Source organism: Cryobacterium sp. Y11, from assembly GCF_002929535.1.
Taxonomy (GTDB): domain Bacteria; phylum Actinomycetota; class Actinomycetes; order Actinomycetales; family Microbacteriaceae; genus Cryobacterium.
This window is the reverse complement of sequence record NZ_PJJO01000060.1, coordinates 101,790-122,975: the sequence shown is the minus strand read 5'-3', so window position 1 is coordinate 122,975 and position 21,186 is coordinate 101,790. Positions and strand designations below refer to the sequence as shown.

Here is a 21,186-nt window from a genome sequence, read left to right as displayed (position 1 = left end):
AGACTAGACCTGCACACCCCGACCTGACAAGCCTGGAGGCCGCATGGTTTTGTTCCTCCTCGCGTTTGTCGCTCTCTCGGTGTTCACGCCGTGGCTGACCCGGCGCCTCGGAACTCGCGTCTTCTACCTGATCGCGCTGCTGCCGGCCGGTGCGTTCGCGTACACGCTCACCCAGACTGCAACGGTTACAGCTGACGGCGCCGTAACCCAGTCGATCCCGTGGATTCCGCAGCTGGGCATCAGCCTGTCCTTCCGGGTCGACACCCTGGCCTGGCTGCTCGCCCTCGTCGTCACGGGCGTTGGCGCCCTCGTCCTGGTCTACTGCGCCCGCTACTTCACCGACGACGAACCCAGCCTCGGCCGTTTCGCCGCGCTGATGCTCGCCTTCGCCGGCACCATGTACGGCCTGGTCACCGCGGACGACCTGGTGATCATGTTCATGTTCTGGGAGATCACCAGTGTGCTCTCCTACCTCTTGATCGGGCATTACACGCATAAACGCGAGAGCCGCGGCGCCGCCCTGCAAGCCCTGATCGTGACGACATTCGGCGGTCTGGTGATGTTGGTGGGTGTCGTGATGATCTCGGTCGCCTCCGGCACAACGAGCCTCGCCTACATTGTGGCTAACCCGGTAACCAGCACGATGGGTAACTGGGCGGTTCTGCTCATTCTGGTCGGGGCGCTCTCCAAGAGTGCGCTGGTACCGTTCCACTTCTGGCTGCCGGCAGCGATGGCCGCGCCGACCCCGGTCAGCGCCTACCTGCACGCCGCCGCCATGGTCAAAGCCGGCATCTACATCGTCGCCCGGCTCGCTCCCGGATACGCCGACAGCGATGGCTGGCTGCCCGTGCTCGTCACCCTCGGCGTTTGGACCATGGTGGTCGGGGCATGGCGGGCTCTGCGCCAATACGACCTCAAACTGCTGCTCGCCTACGGCACGGTCAGCCAACTCGGCTTTCTGATGATCGCCATTGGGTTCAACACCCGCGACACCGCGCTCGCCGGAGCAGCTCTGTTGCTCGCGCACGCACTCTATAAGGCCACGCTGTTTCTCGTCGTCGGAGTGATCGACCATCGAGCCGGTACCCGGGACTGGCGGAAGCTCAGCGGCGTCGGACGCAGCGCCCCGGTGCTCGCGGCAATCGCGTTCGTGGCCGTTGCGTCGATGGCCGGTCTGCCGCCACTGTTTGGTTTCGTCGCCAAGGAAGCCGTGTTCACCTCGTTGCTCGACGCCGGCGTCGGCGGCTCCGGTTGGGGTTATGCGGCGCTGATCGGCACGGCCGTTGGATCCGTGCTGACCGTGGCGTACAGCATCCGCTTCTTCTGGGGCGCGTTTGGAACGCGCAAGGAACGATCAGACACCGTGCTGCACGCGAGCCCGTGGGACACTCTGCTCGCCCCGGGCGTGCTCACCGTGGCGACGATCGGCCTCGGCCTGTTTGCCGCCACGCTCGATGCGCTGCTCGCGCCGTACGCCGATACCGTGCCGGGCGCCGGCAGCCTCACCGAACCGCCGTACCACCTCGCGCTCTGGCACGGGCTCGAGCCGGCCCTCTACTTGAGCGCGATCGTGCTGGTGCTGGGCGCGCTGCTGTTTCGCGCGCGCCGCACAGTATCGAAGTTGCAAGCGAAGGTTCCCGACTACATCGATGCTGGCCGCGGCTATGGCAAGGCCATTCGCTCCGTCGACCGCGTCGCCGCCCGGGTCACCCACTTCGCCCAACAGGGCGGGCTGCCGCAGTATCTCGGCACGATTCTCAGCGTGTTCGTGGTCGCCCTCGGCTTCGCGGCGTTCGTCAACCGTACCTGGCCCGACGCGATCGTGCTTTGGGACTACCCGGGCCAGGTGCTCATTGCGCTGATCATGGGAATCTGCGCGGTGATGGCGGCCCGCGTCGGGCAGCGGATGACCGCGGTCATTCTGGCCGGCGTTACCGGCTACGGCCTGGTTACCCTGTTCGCCTTTCACGGCGCGCCCGACCTCGCCCTCACCCAGGCCTTGGTTGAATCAATCACCCTCGTCATCTTCGTGCTCGTACTGCGCCGCCTGCCCGCGAATATCGCCCAGCACAACAAGCCGGTGCGCCGCAAGCGGCGCCTGCTGATCGGCAGCCTGGTCGGCCTGGTCATGGGCACGATCGGCTTCATCGCGCTCGGCGCCCGAGACTTTGCGAGCATCGCCGGCGCTCTGCCGCGCCTGTCGGTCGACGGCGGGCACGGCGACAACATTGTCAACGTGATGCTCGTGGACATTCGCGCCTGGGACACCATGGGCGAGATATCGGTGCTCATCGTCGTCGCGACCGGCGTCGCGAGCCTGCTGTTCGTGTCTGGCCGTGATGCGGTTGTGCCGCGCCTGAAAGAATCGCGCAGCCTGCGCTCGGGCGCAAACCGACGCCGTATCGTCGCCGAGCCCGAGCTCTCGAGCGAGGGCCACGCCGTCACCCGACAGGTTTTTTTGCTCGCGGGGCGCAAGAACGACCCGCGCAACCGGTCGATCCTGATCGAAGTGCTCGTGCGGTTGCTCTTTCACCCGGCGATGATCGTCTCGATCTACCTGCTCTTTGCCGGCCATAACTTGCCCGGCGGTGGGTTCGCCGGCGGGTTGCTGGCTGGCCTCGCCCTCGTGTCCCGCTATCTCGCGGGGGGGCGCTATGAGCTCAGCGAAGCAGCCCCGATCGACCCCGGCAAGATCCTCGGCCTCGGGGTCATTCTGGCCGTTGGCATGGCTGTCGTCTCGCTGTTCTTCGATGGCATTCCGCTCGAATCGGCCTACTTTACGGCGACCGTGCCCGTGCTTGGCGATCTGTCGTTTGGCACCTCGACCATCTTCGACATCGGGGTGTATCTCGTTGTCATCGGCCTCACCCACGACATTTTGCGCGGCCTTGGCAATGAAATCGACCGACAGAGTGAAGTCGCCGCGTCCACGACCAACACGGCACCCCCGGCAAACACCGAGGAAGTCACCCGATGAGCGCCTCCCTCACCCTCGTCATCGTGATGGCCGTCATGTACGCGGCCGGCGTCTATGTGATGCTCGAACGCAGCCTCACGCGGGTACTGATCGGCTTTCTGCTGGTCGGCAACGCCACCAACCTGCTCATCTTCATCATGAGCGGCCGCCCCGGCAGCTCACCAATAGTGACCGGCACGAGCGCTGACGACATGGTTGATCCGATGCCACAGGTGCTCATGCTCACGGCCATCGTGATCAACTTCGGTATCACGGCACTGCTGCTCGCGCTGATCTACCGCTCCTGGTGGCTCGCCCAGCTCGGCGACGAGGGCGACACCGTTACCGATGAGCACAGCACCGAGAGTGTCAATGACGCCACCTTCCGTTCTTCGTCCGACGATGACGACGCGATTGCCGAGTCCCTCGACGAGTTCGAGCGCGGTGACGGGGCAACGAGCGATGAAGACACATATTCTCGCGCGGTTAAACCTGCACGGGCAACTGATGCCGTCGGCCGTGCCGACGCATCCGCTCACGAAGAGGGTGGTGCGCGATGACCGCCCTCGTTCCCCTCATCGTCTGCCTGCCGCTGCTCGGTGCCGCGGTCGCCCTGATTCTCGGCAGGCGCCGCAGCCTGCAGATGCTGGTCAGCGTGCTGAGCCTCGCCGCAGCGGCCGTGATGAGCGCCGTGTTGCTCATGCAGGTCGACCGATTCGGCCCGGCCGTGGTGCAGGTCGGCGGCTGGGAGGCTCCGTGGGGCATTGTGCTCGTCGTCGACCGGCTCTCGGCGATCATGCTGCTCATCTCGGCACTGATGCTGCTCGGGGTGCTGCTGTTCGCGGTCGGTCAGGGCATCGTTGACGGTCACACCGAAACACCGGTATCGATTTTTCACCCAACCTATCTCGTGCTGGCGGCCGGAGTGTTCAACGCCTTTGTCGCCGGTGACCTGTTCTCGATGTACGTCGGATTCGAGATGCTGCTCTCGGCCAGCTATGTGCTCTTGACCCTCGGCGGCACCGGCGCGCGTATTCGGGTGGGTATCACCTACATCGTCGTCAGCCTCGTCTCATCGCTGCTGTTCCTGTGCGCGATCGCCCTGATCTACGGCGCCACCGGCACGGTCACCCTCGCCCTCATCGCCGAACGGATGCCCGACCTCCCCGCCGATATTCAGCTGATTCTCGGTCTGTTGCTGCTGATCGCCTTCGGGGTGAAGGCCGCCGTCTTTCCGATGTCGTTCTGGCTACCGGACTCCTACCCGACGGCGCCAGCGCCGGTCACGGCTGTGTTCGCCGGGTTGCTCACCAAGGTCGGCGTGTACGCGATCCTGCGCACCCAGACCCTGTTCTTTCCCGACAATCAGTTCTCGATGCCGCTCATGATCGTCGCAGCGCTGACCATGCTCGCGGGTATTTTGGGTTCTCTCGCCCAGGCCGATATCAAACGTCTGCTCTCGTTTACCCTGGTCAGTCACATCGGCTACATGCTGTTCGGTATTGCGATCGGAACCCCGCTCGCCATCGCCGCGACCATCTTCTACGTCGTGCATCACATCACCGTGCAAACGACCCTGTTTCTGACCGCTGGACTGATCGACCGGGTCGGCGGCACCACCTCGCTGTCGCGCCTCGGCGGGCTGCTCAAGTCGTCGCCGTTCGTAGCTATTTTGTTCTTTCTCGGCGCGCTCAATCTCGGTGGAATCCCGCCATTCTCCGGGTTCCTGGGCAAGATCGCGCTGTTTCAGGCCGGCACGATCGTCGGCGACCCGATCAGCTACGTGCTGATCGGGGTCGGTGCACTCACGTCGCTGCTCACGCTGTACGCGCTGTCCCGGGCGTGGAACCTGGCGTTCTGGCGACCCAAGCAACAGATGGCCGACCGCACCGCGTCCATATCGGTGTCGCTCACAGAAGATCCAGAAGACGCGGGTCTCGTGCAGAAGAAGACGATCTCACCGCTCATGGTTAGCGCGACCAGCGCCATGCTCCTGCTGACCGTCAGCCTCAGCGTTTTCGCCGGGCCGATCTTCGACCTGGCCACCCGCGCCGCTGCCAACATCAGCTCGCCATCGACCTACATTGACACCGTGTTCCCGAACGGCACCGGAGCGATCGAAGATAGCAATGTAGGCACCAACTTCGAAAGGGGCACGAAGTGACCACGCGACGCGAACGGTTCGAAGCCGTCGGCAATCAGGTTCCGCCGCTGATCGCCCTGATCGTGCTGTGGATGCTGCTCTGGGGTGAATTTTCCTGGCTGAATCTGCTCGTTGGTTTTCTCGTCGGCTTGGTGGTGACCGTGGTGTTTTATCTGGTGCCGGTGCAGCTGAGTGGGCGGGTGCATCCGCTGCACACCGTGGTGTTTCTCGTGCGCCTGATCGCGGACATCGTGCGGGCGTCGGTCGAGGTCGCCTGGCTGGCAGTCAAGCCCCGGCTGGTGACGTCGAACGCAATTTTGGAGATTCGATTGCGCACCCGAAGCGACCTCATTCTCACCTGGACCGCCGTGGCCACGTCGATTGTGCCGGGGTCGATCGTGGTCGACATCGACCGGGAATCGTCCATTTTGTACTTGCATGTACTCAACATGCGCAGCGCCGGTGAAATCGAGAGCTTTCGGCGAGAAGTGCAGAACACCGAGCGGCGCATCGTGCGCGGATTCGGCTCGCGCGAAGACGTCGAACAGATGCGAGAGGTATTGCCAGCGAACCGGCGCGTTCGCCGATCGCAAGGGAAGGGAACCTCATGATGTTGCAGATTGTGGCAGTCGTGGCCTCGATTATGTTTGCGGTCGGCGCGCTCCTGGCCGTGTATCGCATCGTGGCTGGCCCGAGCGTGCTCGACCGGGTCATCGCTTCCGACGTGCTGGTGGCGACCATCATTTGCGCACTCGGCGCGGAGATGGCCCTGAACCGGCACACCGATACGCTGCCGGTGCTACTGGTGCTCGCCCTGTTCGCGGTGCTCGGCTCCCTCAGTGTCGCCCGATTTCTGCCCGCTCGAGACAGCGCATGAGCGGCGTGCTGCACGATGTGCTGACTGCCGTACTGGTACTCGCCGGGGCCGCCATGTGCCTCGCCGCCGGAATTGGACTCATCCGCTTTCCCGACGTGTTATCGCGACTACACGCGGCGACCAAGCCGCAAATCTTCGGCCTGATGGCCGTGACAGCGGATGTCGCGATCAACAATCTCTCGGTCGGCACCGTCACGCTCGTCGTTGCGATCGTGGTCTTTCAGGCCCTGACCGCACCGATGGCCGCGCACCTGGTGGGCCGCGCCGCCTACGAAACCGAGCACCTGCGCCCCGACCTGCTCCTCGTCGACGAGTTGCGGGGTCGCCACGCCGCCCGCTGACACGCGGCGACGATCTGTGCCGCACCAGCGAGTGCCGCGACGGGCCGACGACGATTTCGATCGCTCTCCAGCTCGCGCCTCGATCAACGAGCCCCGGGCCGAGCTCGCCATCGACCAACGCGAGGGCGTGCCGAGAACGGGCTACGCGTCCGATGCCGCCAGGCGATAACCGATGCCGCGCACGGTTTCGATGCGCTCGGCACCGGCGCTCGTGCGCCCGATCTTCTTGCGCACATTGGCCACGTGCACCTCGAGGGAGCGGCGGTCGGAATCCATCACGAGACCGCTCGTGGTGTAGCTCTCCCCGCGCAACTCCAGAACGAGCTCGGCCTTGGTGTGCACCCTGTTGCCGGGCTGAAGCAGGCTCGCGAGCAAGTTAAATTCACTGCGAGTGAGCAGAACGGATGCTCGATCCACCTCCACGAGGCGCCGCTCAGGATTCAGGCGCAGGCCATCGTGCTGTAGCCATCCGCTCACCACAGGCTCGGGGTCAGCTGCGCGCGGCGCTCTTCGCAGCACGGCGTCGATGCGGGCGCGCAGTTCCCCGGTGCGAAACGGCTTGGCCACGAAATCGTCGGCTCCGGCGCTTAGACCCCGCACGACGTCGAGCTCATCGAAGCGTGCGGAGATCATGATGATGCTGTGGGCGCTGAGGAGGCGAATGCGTTTGAGGGTTTCGAAGCCGTCCATGCCGGGCATGTTGACGTCGAGGGTTGTTAGGGTCGGATCCAACTCCCGCACGAGCTGCACGCCCGCGGCACCGGAGTCGGCGATTTTCACAACGAAACCGGCTTCGATCAGGATCGCCTCGATCACCTCGCCAATATCGACGTCATCTTCGATCACCACGGCAACGCGTTCAGCAATCTCGGTCATATCCGCGCACCAGCACCAGCACTGGCCGGAACGGGCACCGCCGCGAGTGGCAACGTGAGCTCAAACCGGCTGCCAGCGGCCGACGAGTGTGCTAAGCGCAGCTCGCCGCCGTGCCGGCGCGCAATGTCGCGACTGATGCCGAGCCCCAGCCCGCTGCCCATCTGGGTCGAGCGCCGCGCCGACTCGGTGCGATAGTACGGCTCGAATACCTGCTCGCGTTCCGCATCGGCGATGCCGCATCCGCTGTCAGTTACGGCAATCGTTATCGTGTCAATGGTGCGCGTTTCGCTCACGGTCACCGTGCCACCGACGTGGTTGTACTTGATGGCGTTGGTGAGCAGATTGTCGAGCACCTGCCGAATGCGGTTCGGGTCGACCTCGGCCCAGGCTTGGTCGGCCGCGATGACGTTAATGGTGACCTGCCGCGCATCGGCGGCGGCACGGCTTGCTGCCAGGGAATGGTCGATCAGCACCCGAACGTCGGTGGCTGCGCTCTGCAGCCCGAGCAGCGCGGTGCCCGTGCTGCGCGCCAGTAACAGATCGGCCAGAATTCTCTCCATCTGCTCGGCGTTGCGCACGATCACCCCGGCCCGCCGCTCCACCGTTTGCGCCTGCCCGCTTGCGTGCACTACCAGCTCCGCATTGCCCAGAATTGACGTGAGGGGAGTGCGCAGTTCGTGGGTGACGGCGTCTATCAGGTCGTCGCGGGCCCGTACCGCCTGTTCGGTCAGTGCGGTCTGCGCGGCCAGCTGCACCCTTTTTCGGCGGATGCGCACGCCCGCCACCCCCGCAGCCGCCGCCAAAATAGTCAGGGTCAGCGGAAAAGCCACGAGTCTGGTGAAGTCGTCGCTGGTGAAGTCGGCGTAGCGCGCGTAGAAACTGCTCGGGCTTGTCACCGCCACGAGTGCCAGGCAGATCACGAAGCCCCGGTATCCGAAACTGTAGGCGATCCAGACGATGGGCAGAATGAGCAGCAGCGCGCCGCCCGATTGCGCGGTGTGATCGGCGAAAGCGGTCAAGCGAATGCCCACAATGTCTATCAGAGGCAGCACCAGTGAAAGTCTCTGCAACTGGGCGTTCTGGCGCCAAAATATCGTCGCTGCGGTGACCAGCACGATGAGCCCGGCACCGGAGGCGTAGATGAAGAGGTCGAGGGTAGCGTGGCGGGTGAGCACGACCGCCGTGCCGACGACCAGCAGCGCGCCCAACACCACTATCTGAAACTCCAGCAGAGCTCGGGCATAGCCCTCGTGATGTCGCGACATGCCCATTTGCCCCATGATCGAAGTGTAACGATCTGTGGGCGCAGAACTAGGGAAAAAGTGCGGTACTTGCCGCGCGGGCTGCTAATTAATTCTGAGGATGCGCGATGTCGAGCTGTCTGGAGTCACTGGGGCCATTTTTTGACGGTTTTCTCGCTGAGATGGTTGCTTCCGGCGACGCCGGCTGGGAATACGCCCTGCTCCGACGTCGCCGGAAGCCCCATGCCTATTGCTCGAGCCGCTCCGTCACCTCGATAGCCGTCAGCAGGCGCCACGGGCCGGTTTCCCCATTGAGCGCGGTGGCGCTCGGGCTGGCGGCCTGATTCCACCACTTCGACTGGTAGGGCACGCCGGCCAATAGCACGCGCGCGCTAGCCTCATAGATTTCGGTCGGGGACCAGTTAGCGTAGCTGCCCTCCGGGAGAAGGATCTGTACCTGCGGTGTATCGGTAGCCAGCACCGGGCCTACCAGCTCCCACGGAGTTTCGAATGCCTGCAGTGCAGCGTTGTCGGGAATATCGCCCTGGCTCCACCATTTGGTCTCGTAGACGTTGCTGTTGCGCACAATTTTGGTGTTCTTGGGATAAATTGTGTCGACCGACCAGATCGGATACGGGCTGGTCAGCGGGTTGTCCTCGATGAAGTCCACCGGCGCCGTCGTTGGCTGAGGCGTGGGCGTAGCCGCTGCTGCGCCCGTGAGGGGCGGCGCACTGCCGGCAACGGCCGTGAACTTGGCGCCAAGAATGTCCGAGAAGGTCTGGTCGCCCTGTTCGACCCCGCTGCAGGCGTCCGACACCTGCTTCACGTCCACATAGTTCGGGCTGCAGGTGCGATCCCGGTTGAGCGACCACATCGACATGCGGCCGAGTTGTTTGTCTTGTGCAAAAGCGTTCAGTATGCGCGCATCGGCTAAGCCGAAGACCTCGTCAACCGTTCCATTCTGTCCGATCATCGGTGTCGCACCGATACGTGACCAGAGATCGGCATCGGTCATCTCGATGCCAGCGGCCGAGTTCAGCACACCGAGCTGAGCGTGAGTGGCGTTCAAAGCGTCGATCGATGCATCCGCCATTGACGCAGTTGGTTTCTTGCTTTCGCCATATTCCATGGTCATGACGTTGACACCGGCGAGGTCGACACCAGCGGCAAGAAGTTGCTCGACGGCCCGCTGACCATCGTCGGTAAGTCCGTGCGGGGCCACGGGAAGGGTCAGCCAGACCACCAAGGGTGTGCCAGCAGCTTCCTGCTTATCCTGCACTGTCTTGATCGCGGCGGCGCGTCGTTCACCGGCGGCTGAATCCGACAACGCCGTATTCTCAATGTCGAGGTCGATGTGCGACGTCTGATACCGGTCAATGACCGTGCTGTATGCCCGGGCGAGTTTGCTGGCATTGGTGCAGCCGGTGGCCAGCTCATCGTTAATAGCGCCACCGAACGAAATCGTGGCATGGCCCCCCAGCTGACTGAGGCGAGCAAGTCGACGATCCAAATCGAGAGAAGCGGATGCCTCGTCCAGCGAATACGCCGTGCCCCAGGTCGGTTCGCAGGGGTCATCCGTGGCGGCCACGATGAACGAGAGCACAACGTTCTCCCGTGAGGTCGTGGTCGGCGACTCGAACGCATAGCTCGGTGTCGCGGTCACGTCAACATAGCTGGCAAACCACGGATCATAGGCGGCGACCGCGCGAGAAGATGCCCACCACTGCCAGCCCGCGAAGCTGCCCGCGGTAAGGCTGAGCACGACGAAGACGGCCAAGGTCATTCGCCAGAATCCCAGCCGCCTGGTCGGTCGAACGTAGACGGGCACGGGCACCATCTCCGTGGTCATGAAAGTTCCTTGGCGCGGGAGTGTAATTCGCGACTGGTTGATGACACGGGAAAGTCCTTTTCGTTTGACCAGCGAACTACTTCGCCACTCTTGGGTACGGGTGTGGTGAGTTGTGGGTAGTCGGATATTCCACCGTGATAGAGCACGGAACGCCAATTGAGCGACGGGCTCGGCGGTGTCGCGAGGGCCGGAACGAAATCGCGACCGGGCTTTCTCTCAATCCACAACCAGTTGGTGAGGCCGAGCCAGACGTCAACGATTGAGTTCCAAATTCCGATGGTGGTAAGGATCGTGGTGAGAGCAAGCACCGTGTTGACAGCGGCGAAGAGGGCGTTGCCCCAGCTCTCCGCTGAGATGTTACGCCACACGGTGAAAGCAGAAAACGCGACGATCGCGTAGGGCGCCAGAATGAACAGTAGGGGTGCTGACGTGCGGCTCTTCACCTTGGGTGTTCGGGCGAAAGGAATCTTCTTTCCGGTGATCGCCTGTTGCAGAGATTTGAGCACTCCGGCCAGGTTCACCGGCAAGAGAATGAGGTTGAGTCCGTATATACGCAGAACGTCTGAGAATTTGTAGCCGTTGTAGCGCAGGTCGCTGCCCATCAGCAGAAAATACGGCAACGATGCCAGCAGCACGATTGGGCTCAGTAGGCGGCTGTCATAGGGGTAAACGAGCAGGAACAGCAGCCCGACATTGGCCCAAGCGATCGAGCTGATGTAGTTCAGCCGAAGGCACAGCTCCAGAAATGTCACCGGATTGTCGGTTCCACGCCGGGCACGCACCTGCGTCAAAAATTTCGGAAGGATGAGCAGACCCCCGTTCGCCCATCGCCGGCGTTGCACGATGAGCGATCCGAAGTCCGGGGGAGTGGCACTGTAGCTCAATCGTTCCGGGTAGTTGACCAGGGTCCAGCCGTGCACGCCGAGGTCGATGCTCGACTCGGTGTCTTCAATGACCGTGCGGTCCTGCACGTAGCGTCGCACTTCAAAGCCGCCGACTGTTTCGACCTCAACGATGTCTTCTAGGGCGCGTTTGCGAATGACGGCATTGGCGCCGACCCAGAAGGCCGCTCCGAAGTGCGACATTCCCTGGTGGAGAATGTGCTGAATGTCGGTCGTGGCGCCGGCCAACCGTTCGAGTCGAGTCGGTGCACCCCTAAATGATGAGTAGGGCGTTTGGGTGACGGCCACGCGAGAGTTTTCTGACTGTTCCAAAAAGTAGACCAGCCGCAGGCAGTAATCGCGCAGCAGTACCGAGTCGGCATCGAGCGTGAGCAGGTAGACAGCATCGGGCACGATGAAGTCAGCTTCGGACTCGTCCTGGACCGGCCAGAGTATGCTGCCGTTGGGCTCCTCCTCGCGCCGATAGTTGCCACCCATGAGCCCTATATAAGCATTGAGGTTCATAGCCTTGTTGGCCTCGTGCGAGAGCGATGAGAACTGCTTGCGCTCAAAGGTGTCGACAGTAGCCGTGAACGTCCAGACGAGACGACGATGAAGCTCCATCATGCGTTTCGGTGACGGCGCCAGGTCTTCCCAAGCGGCAGCGTCGAGCGCCGAACTGATGAGTCCAAAATCGCTCGCGAGTCCGCCGAGCACCTCGTCGACGAAGAACTTCTCCATGTGATCCCTGGCGCCATCCGCGGTGGTGTGGGTTTCCAGCCAGCGTGCAGCCCATCGGTAGTGGGCGGACAGCCGTCTCACGGCGTCGCCGGTCACGCCGGGCGCGTCGTCGAGCTCGAGTGCGAACAGTTGCAGAGCGTCGCTAAAACGTCGACTTGGTTCTGCCAATGCGTCATTGATCTCGTTGGCGATTCCGCGTGTCTCGTCCAGCCGACGCTGCACTGCAGGGTCAGCGGGGTGAGGATCGTCGTCAATGAGCAGTACGAGTCGAATCGTGGGGTATTCCTGAAGTGCCGCCGACCAGAGAGTTGCACGTATGACCGATGGTTCCTCGGCATAGGACGGTACGAGAACGGTCAGTGCGCTGTGGGCCTCGGTAAAATGGTCGTCCAGAACGCCGCGTGGCACTCGTTGGTGATGTTGAAACCGCTGCAGAGCGCCCTGCCGTGAGATGAGATACATGAGCGCCGAGAACATGAGAACGGTCACGATCACCACGTAAGCGAGGGCTTCGGTGGTGAAGCGAAAACCGGCCGTGCCCGAGTTGAGAAACTCGCGCACCACCGTGTAGATGACGTATACCGCCCAGAAAATGATCGTGGCGAGAATGCCGAGGCGTCCCCGGAGTAGTTTCCCGTCGCTGGGGCGCGGATGCACACTGGGTAAGGGGGTCGTTGATTTTTCCGACCCCAATTGACGTTTGCGGGTAGCGAAATTGTTGGGCTTACGCAAGAACACTCCAGGATATGAGATCGGGCAACGGCGTGAGGTCCACTCAGAAAGGCGGATCCGTAAAATGTTCCAGGACGGGTACTGTCGCCAGAAGCGAATTTATTTCAACTGCGAAGATTCGTCATCGCAAGCATTCCTGACTGTCTGCAGCACCGGGTCGACGCCACCATTTGAGCGTGCCAGACCAGGCTCAGGATTTGCGGCAGATTTCGGCCTGTGAATCGCAGGATTAACACAAGGTAAGGGGTCATCAGCACGAATACCGTCGCGATGGGATCGTGTTCTACGCCAGCATGTCCACGACGGTTTCGGTCATGCTCAGTGAGCTGCTGGATTTGGACGACTACGGTGACGCTCATATTGACGGACTCGCTGACCACGACGGGGCTGGGCACGGTCTAAATAGAAGCGGGCGCCGGCATCCGCTGATAGGCTGATCGAGTCGCAACTGGCGTAGCACGAAGATGGGTCACCATCGGGGAGCGACTGACACGGTTAGTGGCCGCACGCCTGGGCCGCAACATCCAAACATAAGGAGAACTCCGTGCCTGATTCCGCTACTACTGTGAAGTCGACCTTCAACGAACCGCTCGCGGTTGTTGACCCCGAGATTGCCGCCGTGCTGGAGCAGGAGCTCGGCCGCCAGCGCGACTATCTCGAAATGATCGCGAGCGAGAACTTTGTTCCGCGCGCCGTGCTGCAGTCGCAGGGCTCCGTGCTCACCAATAAGTACGCCGAGGGCTACCCGGGGCGCCGCTACTACGGCGGCTGCGAGTACGTCGACGTCGCAGAGCAGCTCGCCATCGACCGCGCCAAGAGCCTGTTCGGAGCCGCATACGCGAACGTGCAGCCGCACTCCGGCGCTACCGCGAACGCCGCGGTGCTCTCCGCCATTGCCACCCCCGGCGACACCATCCTCGGTCTCGAGCTGTCCCACGGCGGCCACCTCACCCATGGCATGAAGCTGAACTTCTCGGGCAAGCTGTACAACCCGGTCGCCTACGGCGTCGACCCCGAGACCTTCCGAGTCGACATGAACGTCGTGCGTGACAAGGCCATCGAGCACAAGCCGAAGGTCATCATCGCCGGCTGGTCGGCCTACCCTCGCCACCTCGACTTCGAAGCCTTCCGTGCCATCGCCGACGAGGTCGGCGCGCTGCTCTGGGTCGACATGGCTCACTTCGCCGGACTCGTCGCCGCAGGCCTCCACCCCTCGCCCGTGCCGTACGCCGACGTCGTGTCGAGCACCGTGCACAAGACCCTGGCCGGCCCGCGCTCTGGTTTCATCGTCTCGCGCGACATGGCCCTGGCCAAGAAGCTCAACTCCAACGTCTTTCCCGGCCAGCAGGGCGGCCCGTTGATGCACGTGATCGCCGCCAAGGCTACCGCGTTCAAGCTCGCCGGCGAGCCCGAGTTCAAGGAACGTCAGGAGCGTACCCTGCGCGGTGCCAGCATCCTCGCCGACCGCCTGACCGCTGACGACTCGCGCGAGCACGGCATTGACGTGCTCACCGGCGGAACCGACGTGCACCTCGTGCTCGCCGACCTGCGCCATTCCGAGATCAACGGCCAACAGGCCGAGGATGCCCTGCACGAGGTCGGCATCACCGTGAACCGCAACGCGGTTCCGTTCGACCCGCGCCCGCCGATGGTCACCTCAGGCCTGCGCATCGGCACGCCGGCCCTGGCCACCCGCGGCTTTGGCGACGTGGAATTCACCGAGGTCGCCGACGTCATCGCCGAGGCCCTCAAGCCCGGTGCCGACATCGCAGCGCTCCGCACCCGCGTCGGCGCCCTCACCCAGGCATTCCCGCTGTACTCCGGGCTGGAGCAGTAGCAGCCTGCACGAGTGGCGGTACGTCGTAACGACGCCAAGAACGGATGCCGCCAGCCGGCTCGGCCAGCGGCATCCGTTCGCGCGTGGTTGCGCCTAACCCGCGCACGCACCAGTCATGACTGCTGGACGGGGCCTGGGCCCCGTCCCTGGGCCCGGGTTATAACCTGGGCCTGCGGCCCGGGCCTGGGCCCCGTCCGAGTGAACTGAACCGATCGACAACAGTAGGGAACCATGATGACGGCAATCACACTCGACGGGGTCAAGACCGCGTCCGACATCAAGAGCGAACTGCGCGGCCGCATCGCTGCCCTGCGCGCGCACGGCGTCGTGCCGGGCCTCGCGACCCTGCTCGTCGGCAACGACCCCGGCTCCGAGACCTACGTCGCCGGCAAGCACCGCGACTGTGCCGAGGTCGGCATCGAATCGCTGCGCATCGACCTGCCCGCCTCGGCCACCAGCGCCGACGTGCGCGCCGCGATCAACGACCTCAACAACAACCGTGAGGTGACCGGCTATATTATCCAGCTCCCGCTTCCGGTTGGCCACAACGAGAACGCGATGCTCGAACTGATCGACCCGTCGAAGGATGCCGACGGCCTGCACCCGACCAACCTCGGCCGTCTCGTGCTCGGCATCGAGGGCGAACTGCGCTCACCGCTGCCCTGCACCCCGGCCGGAATCGTCGAGTTGCTGCGTCGCTATGACGTGCCGATCGTGGGCAAGAAGGTCGTCGTGGTCGGCCGTGGCCTCACCGTCGGCCGCCCGCTCGGCCTGCTGTTCACCCGCAAGGGCCTCGATGCGACCGTCACCCTGACCCACTCCCGCACGGTCGACCTCGCCGTCGAAGTGCGCCGCGCCGATATCGTCGTGGCCGCTGTTGGGGTGCCGCACCTGATTCAGGCCGACTGGATCAAGCCGGGCGCCGCCGTGCTCGACGTGGGAATCACCCGCGTGCAGGACCCGACGACCGGCAAGGGGCGGCTGACCGGAGATGTGCACCCCGACGTCGCCACGGTCGCCGGACATCTCTCGCCGAACCCGCGCGGCGTCGGCCCGATGACCCGCGCCATGCTGCTCTCCAACGTGGTCAAGGCTGCAGAGCAGTCCCTACTGCCGTAGCGCCGGCATAACTGCGGAGATTTCGACGCGATTAGCCCACGCTCTCTCCTCGACTACGAACGGGAATCTGCGCGGTTACGAACGACCCCACCGGTATTGAGGTGACGGTCGGCCCGCAATACGACCCGAGGTTTCTGGTTGCTAAGTCAGGAAATCCGTTCCGCAGCCGTGAGCCTACCCGCACCAATTCGCGCGTACGGGGCACGAGGTGCCGTCGATGTCCTGAATTAGCCCTGCGGATGACTCGCTCGGCTGACCAGGAACGTCTGCGGCCCCAGGGCTAGGCGAGCGCGGAGCGGTGCAGTTCGGTGTGCTCCAGATAGTTCTGAGCATTGTGACGGATGCTGTCGATCTCGTCGTCGGTCAGCGCACGGCGAACCTTGGCTGGCACGCCGGCCACGAGCGAGCCCGGTGGTACGACGGTGCCGCCGAGCACGACGGCTCCGGCGGCGACGAGGGAGCCGGTGCCGATGACGGCGCCGTTCAGGATGGTCGCCGCCATTCCGACCAGCACATTGTCTTCAATCGTGCAGCCGTGCAGCACCGCGCCGTGCCCGACCGAGACGCCGGTACCGAGCGTGAGTGGGAAGTCGGTGTCGACGTGGCAGGAGACGTTGTCTTGTAGATTCGAACCGGCCCCGATCGTGATCGGCTCCAGCTCGGCGCGCAGCACAGAGTTGTACCAGACGCTTGCCCGGTCGGCCAGGGTGACATTGCCAACGATCACGGCGCCGGGAGCGACGAACGCGGTATCGGCGATGCTCGGAGCCGGCGTGTTCGGCAGGGCAATGATTCGGGCGGCGCGCTCAACAGTCATACGCGCCAGCCTAGCCGGGCTGTTCCGAGGCCCATGCGCTGCCGAGCCCCGGGAAGTCGCTACTAGCTCGTGACCGAACCACCCGTCAGCCTCGGTGATGGACAAAGCCACAATGCTTCAGACCGGCAGCCGCCATGCTCTGAGAGTATCGGCCATGACCTTTCCATAGCTACCCGCCTGAGCGTCCTGTGCGAGGTAATTCAGCGCGCGCGAAACGGAGCCGCCGGCAGTATCCGAGTGAAACATGGTGCCAGTACGGTCGCGCCGATCAGAGAACGCGGCCAGAGGGCACCGCGCCTGGGACGACGACCGCGAGTGTCGGTCGGCTAAAAGCCTGATGAAAAGCTTTTTACTCGAAGGCTGGGGTGGCCATGCATTCGGGCGGAAATCAAATTTTTCTGCGAATCAATCCAAAGGCTTACCTTGACATGATTCCTCGGTCGGCAATACCGTGAGGATGGTTGCGTTCCAGCAGCACCTATGGCGAGGACCACTATTGATGAGTACATCAGGTAAGCTACGGCATCCACTATTGAACGTGAGCGCTCGGCCGCAGCGTGAGATGTGGTCCGGGCGGAAAGTGTTTATTCTCGCCGCCATCGGGTCTGCCGTGGGACTCGGCAATATCTGGCGCTTCCCCTACGTTGCCTATGAAAACGGTGGCGGGGCGTTCATGATCCCATACCTGATCGCCTTGCTCACTGCCGGAATACCACTGCTCTTTCTTGATTATGCCGTCGGGCACCGATTTCGTGGGTCGCCTCCGTTGGCCCTCCGGCGGTTGCATCCCAAAGCTGAAGCCATTGGCTGGTGGCAAGTGGGGATCTGTTTCGTCATTGCCGTCTATTATGCGGTGATCATTGCATGGGCCGGCATGTACGTCATATTTTCCTTCACGACAGCGTGGGGCGATGATGCCGCTGGCTTCTTTACCGGCGAGTTCCTTCAGGTCAGCGATCAGGTGAACGTGGGCTTTGACTTTGTGCCGTCCGTACTCATTCCGCTGATTCTCGTCTGGGGCGTGGTTATCACCATCCTGGCATTGGGCGTGCAAAAGGGGATTGCCCGTACCGCCGTCGTATTCATACCACTGCTGCTGATCATGTTCATCATTCTGGTTGTCCAGGCGCTGTTCCTTGAGGGTGCATGGACCGGGCTGGACGCGTTGTTCACGCCGGACTGGACCCGGCTCGGTGACAGTTCTATCTGGGTGGCTGCCTATGGGCAGATCTTCTTCTCGCTGTCGGTGGGCTTTGGGATCATGATCACGTATTCCTCCTACCTGCGGCGAAAAACCGATCTGACCGGTTCGGGATTCGTCGTTGGCTTCGCCAACTCCGGCTTCGAGATACTCGCCGGCATCGGGGTCTTTGCTGCCTTGGGATTCATGGCCGCAGCGAGCGGTGTTGGCGTAGATGAAGTCGCCGTCAGCGGTATCGGATTGGCATTCATTGCGTTCCCGACCATCATTGCGCAGGCTCCGGCTGGCGTACTTTTGGGGGTACTGTTCTTTGGTTCGCTCGTGTTCGCCGGTCTAACGTCGCTGATCAGCATCGTCGAAGTGATCATTGCCGCCGTCCAGGACAAGTCGAGCTGGTCTCGGGCGCGTTCAACGCTGGTGGTCGGCATCCCGTTGGCCCTGATATCTATTCTGCTGTTTCCGACGACGACGGGTCTGAACCTGCTCGATGTGACCGATGCCTTTGTCAATAGCTTCGGAATTGTGGCCGTCGCACTGGTCGCCGTGGTGGCGATGTCCGCTGGGTTCAGCGCACTTCCCCGGCTGCGCGAACACGTCAATGCAACGTCCTCGATTAGGCTGGGCCGTAGCTGGCAGATTTTCATCGGCGGCGTCACTCCGGTTGTCCTGGGCTACATCCTGATCGACACCCTCACGACCAGGATTAGCGAGGGCTACGGCGGCTTGCCGGGCTGGTTTGTCGGCATCTTCGGCTGGGGAATGGTGATCGCCCTGGTGTTGATCGCCTACCTGCTCTCCAAGATCCCGTGGAGCCACCGATCCGCCATTCATGACGAAAATATCCATGGACCGATCCTGGACGCCGAACTCGATGCGAATATAGCCACCACGGATAAGACTACGGGGGACCGGGCCGTTCTGCCCGGAACGGCCGCATCGGCATCCGTGCCCGGCGACGGGGAAAGGAGGAGCCAATGAGCGCCGCCGCGATCGTCATGATGATCATCGCTCTGTTAGCCGTTTGGGGAGGGCTAGGTTTGGCCCTGCTCAATCTCAAGTGGCATCCTGAAGCCATCGACGACGAGGAAGCCGACGTCGTTGCTCAGGGAGGCGAATCCGTGCCGCCGCTACGATAGTTCAGTGACCAGCAGAGTGAGGTTGGTTCGCCCGCGGCTGAGGTCGATGGGCAGATGTGGCTCGTGCTGGTTACGGTTCAGTGTTCTCCGTCCGCGTCGTGGGTTGCCCCATCGGCAGCGTGCACCACGAACAAGTCGGGTGTGGCAAAGCCGTGTGTGGCGAAGGCCGCCAGTACGGCGGCTTGTACGGCTGGCACGAGCTCGGTCGGGGTCAGGGCGATGGCTGCGCCCCCGAATCCGCCACCGGTCATGCGCGCACCGATCGCGCCGGCCGCGCGCGCGGTGACCACGGCGAGGTCCAGCTCCGGGGCTGAAATCTCGAAGTCGTCGCGCATCGAGCGGTGCGAGGCATCGAGCAGGGCCCCGATCGCGGCGCATCCGCTGCCCCGCAGGGTCTGCACGGTGTCCAGCACTCGTTGGTTCTCGGTCACGATGTGACGCACCCGGCGAAAGGTCTCGTCGTCGAGAAGCGCCTGCGCGCGCGGGAGATCGTCGACACTGAGATCGCGCAGTGCCGGCACCCCCATCGTGTGGGCGCCAGCCTCACAGGATGCCCGGCGTGCGGCGTAACCGCCTGTCGCGTGTGAGTGGCTCACCCGGGTGTCGATGATGAGTAGCTCGAGGCCGGCCGGGTTGAGTCCGAGTGGGATGACCTCGGCCGAAAGGCTCCGGCAGTCCAGAAAGACCACCGCGTCGGTGCGGCCGAGCAGCGATGCCGACTGGTCCATGATGCCGGTCGGGGCACCGACGACGCGGTTCTCGGCGAGCTGGCCAACCCGGGCCAGGGTCAATCGATCGAGTTTCAGACCCCACACGTCGTTGAGGGCGACAGCGACGGCGCTCTCCAGCGCTGCCGACGAAGACAGCCCGGCACCCACCGGAACGTTGGAGTCGACGTAGATCTCGAACCCGGGCACGGCTGACAGGTCCGCTCCGAACTGCCCTAAGGCCCACGCCACGCCGAGCGGGTAGGCTGACCAGCCGTCGAGGTTTTCGGGAACCAACTCGTCGAGTGAAACCTCGACGGTCTCGCTCGCGAAGGAACTCGCCACGCGAATAATCCGATCGTTGCGGGTGGCCAGCGCAACGACCGTGCGCCGGTCGATGGCCAACGGCAGCACGAAGCCGTCGTTGTAATCGGTGTGCTCACCGATCAGGTTCACCCGGCCGGGCGCCGACCACAGGCCCATCGCGCCGTGATCGAAGCGACTGGCAAAGCCAGCCTGGGCTGCGCGCTCCAGGGCGCTGATGGCCGCGGTCATGAGGGCGTGCCCGCGGTGGCGGAGTCTGCCTCGGCGGCGCGCGCGACGGCAGTGCGAATTGTGGCGGCAGCATCCTCTGGAGTGACGTCGCCGATCCAGGCGCCCATGGCGGCCTCCGACCCGGCCAGGAACTTTAGTTTGTCCTCGGCACGTCTGGGGCTGGTCACCTGCAACATCAAACGGATGTCCGCCCGATGTTTCCGCACGGGGGCCTGATGCCAGGCAGCGATATAGGGAGTGGGCGTCGTGTAAATCGCGTCGATGCCGCGCAGTAGCCGTCGGTACAACACGGCCAATTCGTCGCGTTCGACCAGGGTGGTTTCGGCGAAGTCGGGTACCTGACGGTGCGGCAGCATGTGTACTTCGATGGGCCAGCGTGCGGCAAACGGCACGAACGCACTCCAGTGCTCGCCGCGAAGAATTACCCGGTCACTGGCTTGTTCGCTGGCCAGGATGTCGGCAAACAGGGTCGGTCCATAGCGCTCGAGTGAGTCGACGAGGCGCTGCGTGCGCGGTGTGACATAGGGGTAGGAGTAGATCTGACCGTGCGGATGCCGCAGGGTCACCCCGATCTGTTCGCCTCTATTCTCAAACGGGAATACTTGTTCAACACCCGGCAATTGCGACAACACATGGGTGCGTTCGGCCCAGGCTTCGATGACGGTTCGCGCTCGAGTCACAGATAGGCTCGCGAATGATCCTTCATTTTCGGGGCTGAAGCACACCACTTCGCAGCGGCCAACGGACGGGCGGGTGCGACCGATGCCGATGGTGTTGAGGTCGGCCAGGTCGACCGGAGCATCCGCCAGCAGCGGACCAAAGGACGGTGACTTGTTCTCGAACACGGCCACGTCGTAATTGCTTGGAATCTCGGAGGCGTTGCCGGGAGATTGCGGTGCGAGCGGGTCTTGCGTGGCTGGCGGCAAGAAGACGCGGTTTTGACGGTTGGCCGCGATCGAGACCCATTCCCCGGTAAGGGGGTCCTGACGCATGGTCGCGGTGGTCGCTCGTTCGGCGGGTTCACGCAGGTCGGGGGCGCGTTCGGGCGGCAGCGCGGTGTCGGGGTCGTCGAAATACACCAGGTCGCGTCCGTCGGCGAGGGTGCTGGACTGACGCGCGATCGTGTCGTCGGCGACAAAATGGGGGCGGCGGGTGTCTGCAGATGTCATGGCACTGC

17 protein-coding genes and 1 riboswitch are annotated in these 21,186 nt (G+C 63.5%); of the genes, 10 read left to right on the top strand and 7 right to left on the bottom strand.

Annotated elements, in window-relative coordinates; all coding sequences use genetic code 11:
• The first annotated feature begins 43 nt into the window (after window positions 1-43).
• Genes CXY75_RS15395 through mnhG form a run of 6 tightly spaced genes read left to right on the top strand, consistent with a single transcriptional unit; the run spans window position 44 to window position 6,317 of the window.
• On the top strand, window positions 44-2,977 hold the full coding sequence (locus CXY75_RS15395; protein WP_104083692.1) for a Na+/H+ antiporter subunit A: 2,934 nt from the start codon (window positions 44-46) through the stop codon (window positions 2,975-2,977).
• The gene (locus CXY75_RS15390; protein ID WP_104083691.1) at window positions 2,974-3,516 is read left to right on the top strand and encodes a sodium:proton antiporter; all 543 of its coding nucleotides are present in this window, start codon (window positions 2,974-2,976) and stop codon (window positions 3,514-3,516) included. The genes CXY75_RS15395 and CXY75_RS15390 overlap by 4 nt, the downstream gene beginning before the upstream one ends.
• The gene (locus CXY75_RS15385) at window positions 3,513-5,120 is read left to right on the top strand and encodes a Na+/H+ antiporter subunit D (RefSeq protein WP_104083690.1); all 1,608 of its coding nucleotides are present in this window, start codon (window positions 3,513-3,515) and stop codon (window positions 5,118-5,120) included. Before CXY75_RS15390 ends, CXY75_RS15385 begins: the two co-directional genes overlap by 4 nt.
• Complete coding sequence (locus CXY75_RS15380) at window positions 5,117-5,710, top strand: Na+/H+ antiporter subunit E (protein WP_104083689.1); 594 nt, start codon at window positions 5,117-5,119, stop codon at window positions 5,708-5,710. Before CXY75_RS15385 ends, CXY75_RS15380 begins: the two co-directional genes overlap by 4 nt.
• On the top strand, window positions 5,707-5,976 hold the full coding sequence (locus tag CXY75_RS15375; protein ID WP_369826738.1) for a monovalent cation/H+ antiporter complex subunit F: 270 nt from the start codon (window positions 5,707-5,709) through the stop codon (window positions 5,974-5,976). Before CXY75_RS15380 ends, CXY75_RS15375 begins: the two co-directional genes overlap by 4 nt.
• Window positions 5,973-6,317 carry a monovalent cation/H(+) antiporter subunit G gene (gene mnhG, locus CXY75_RS15370; RefSeq protein WP_104083687.1) on the top strand — a complete coding sequence of 115 codons (345 nt, stop codon included), beginning with the start codon at window positions 5,973-5,975 and terminating at the stop codon, window positions 6,315-6,317. Before CXY75_RS15375 ends, mnhG begins: the two co-directional genes overlap by 4 nt.
• Before the next feature lie 141 nt (window positions 6,318-6,458).
• Here the strand turns inward: mnhG and CXY75_RS15365 are convergent, their stop codons facing one another.
• From CXY75_RS15365 to CXY75_RS15350, 4 genes are all read right to left on the bottom strand, one after another.
• The gene (locus CXY75_RS15365) at window positions 6,459-7,193 is read right to left on the bottom strand and encodes a response regulator transcription factor (RefSeq protein ID WP_104083686.1); all 735 of its coding nucleotides are present in this window, start codon (window positions 7,191-7,193) and stop codon (window positions 6,459-6,461) included.
• Window positions 7,190-8,473, bottom strand: a complete 1,284-nt coding sequence (locus tag CXY75_RS15360) for a cell wall metabolism sensor histidine kinase WalK (RefSeq protein WP_104083685.1) — start codon at window positions 8,471-8,473, stop codon at window positions 7,190-7,192. The genes CXY75_RS15365 and CXY75_RS15360 overlap by 4 nt, the downstream gene beginning before the upstream one ends.
• Before the next feature lie 208 nt (window positions 8,474-8,681).
• Window positions 8,682-10,283 (bottom strand): glycosyl hydrolase family 18, encoded by a 1,602-nt coding sequence (locus CXY75_RS15355; protein WP_233201946.1) that lies wholly within the window; start codon window positions 10,281-10,283, stop codon window positions 8,682-8,684.
• Complete coding sequence (locus CXY75_RS15350; protein ID WP_369826737.1) at window positions 10,280-12,562, bottom strand: glycosyltransferase family 2 protein; 2,283 nt, start codon at window positions 12,560-12,562, stop codon at window positions 10,280-10,282. Before CXY75_RS15350 ends, CXY75_RS15355 begins: the two co-directional genes overlap by 4 nt.
• A gap of 509 nt (window positions 12,563-13,071) precedes the next feature.
• Window positions 13,072-13,160: riboswitch (ZMP/ZTP riboswitch) on the top strand.
• A gap of 21 nt (window positions 13,161-13,181) precedes the next feature.
• Here CXY75_RS15350 and glyA point away from each other — a divergent pair.
• Both glyA and CXY75_RS15340 read left to right on the top strand, forming a co-directional pair.
• A complete protein-coding gene (gene glyA / locus CXY75_RS15345; protein WP_104083684.1) occupies window positions 13,182-14,474 on the top strand; it encodes a serine hydroxymethyltransferase in 1,293 nt (430 codons plus the stop codon).
• Window positions 14,475-14,708: 234 nt separating this feature from the next.
• A complete protein-coding gene (locus CXY75_RS15340; protein WP_104083912.1) occupies window positions 14,709-15,593 on the top strand; it encodes a bifunctional methylenetetrahydrofolate dehydrogenase/methenyltetrahydrofolate cyclohydrolase in 885 nt (294 codons plus the stop codon).
• A gap of 280 nt (window positions 15,594-15,873) precedes the next feature.
• On the opposite strand, the gene CXY75_RS15335 is transcribed toward CXY75_RS15340, so the two are convergent.
• Window positions 15,874-16,410 (bottom strand): gamma carbonic anhydrase family protein, encoded by a 537-nt coding sequence (locus tag CXY75_RS15335; protein WP_104083683.1) that lies wholly within the window; start codon window positions 16,408-16,410, stop codon window positions 15,874-15,876.
• Between the two features lie 499 nt (window positions 16,411-16,909).
• On the opposite strand from CXY75_RS15335, the gene CXY75_RS15330 reads away from it, so the two are divergent.
• Together CXY75_RS15330 and CXY75_RS15325 are read left to right on the top strand one after the other, a co-directional pair.
• Window positions 16,910-18,589 carry a sodium-dependent transporter gene (locus tag CXY75_RS15330; protein WP_104083682.1) on the top strand — a complete coding sequence of 560 codons (1,680 nt, stop codon included), beginning with the start codon at window positions 16,910-16,912 and terminating at the stop codon, window positions 18,587-18,589.
• Window positions 18,586-18,747 (top strand): methionine/alanine import family NSS transporter small subunit, encoded by a 162-nt coding sequence (locus tag CXY75_RS15325; protein ID WP_104083681.1) that lies wholly within the window; start codon window positions 18,586-18,588, stop codon window positions 18,745-18,747. The genes CXY75_RS15330 and CXY75_RS15325 overlap by 4 nt, the downstream gene beginning before the upstream one ends.
• 77 nt (window positions 18,748-18,824) lie before the next feature.
• Here the strand turns inward: CXY75_RS15325 and galK are convergent, their stop codons facing one another.
• The gene (gene galK, locus CXY75_RS15320; protein ID WP_104083680.1) at window positions 18,825-20,009 is read right to left on the bottom strand and encodes a galactokinase; all 1,185 of its coding nucleotides are present in this window, start codon (window positions 20,007-20,009) and stop codon (window positions 18,825-18,827) included.
• Window positions 20,006-21,178, bottom strand: a complete 1,173-nt coding sequence (gene galT / locus CXY75_RS15315) for a galactose-1-phosphate uridylyltransferase (protein ID WP_104083679.1) — start codon at window positions 21,176-21,178, stop codon at window positions 20,006-20,008. The genes galK and galT overlap by 4 nt, the downstream gene beginning before the upstream one ends.
• Window positions 21,179-21,186 lie beyond the last annotated feature (8 nt).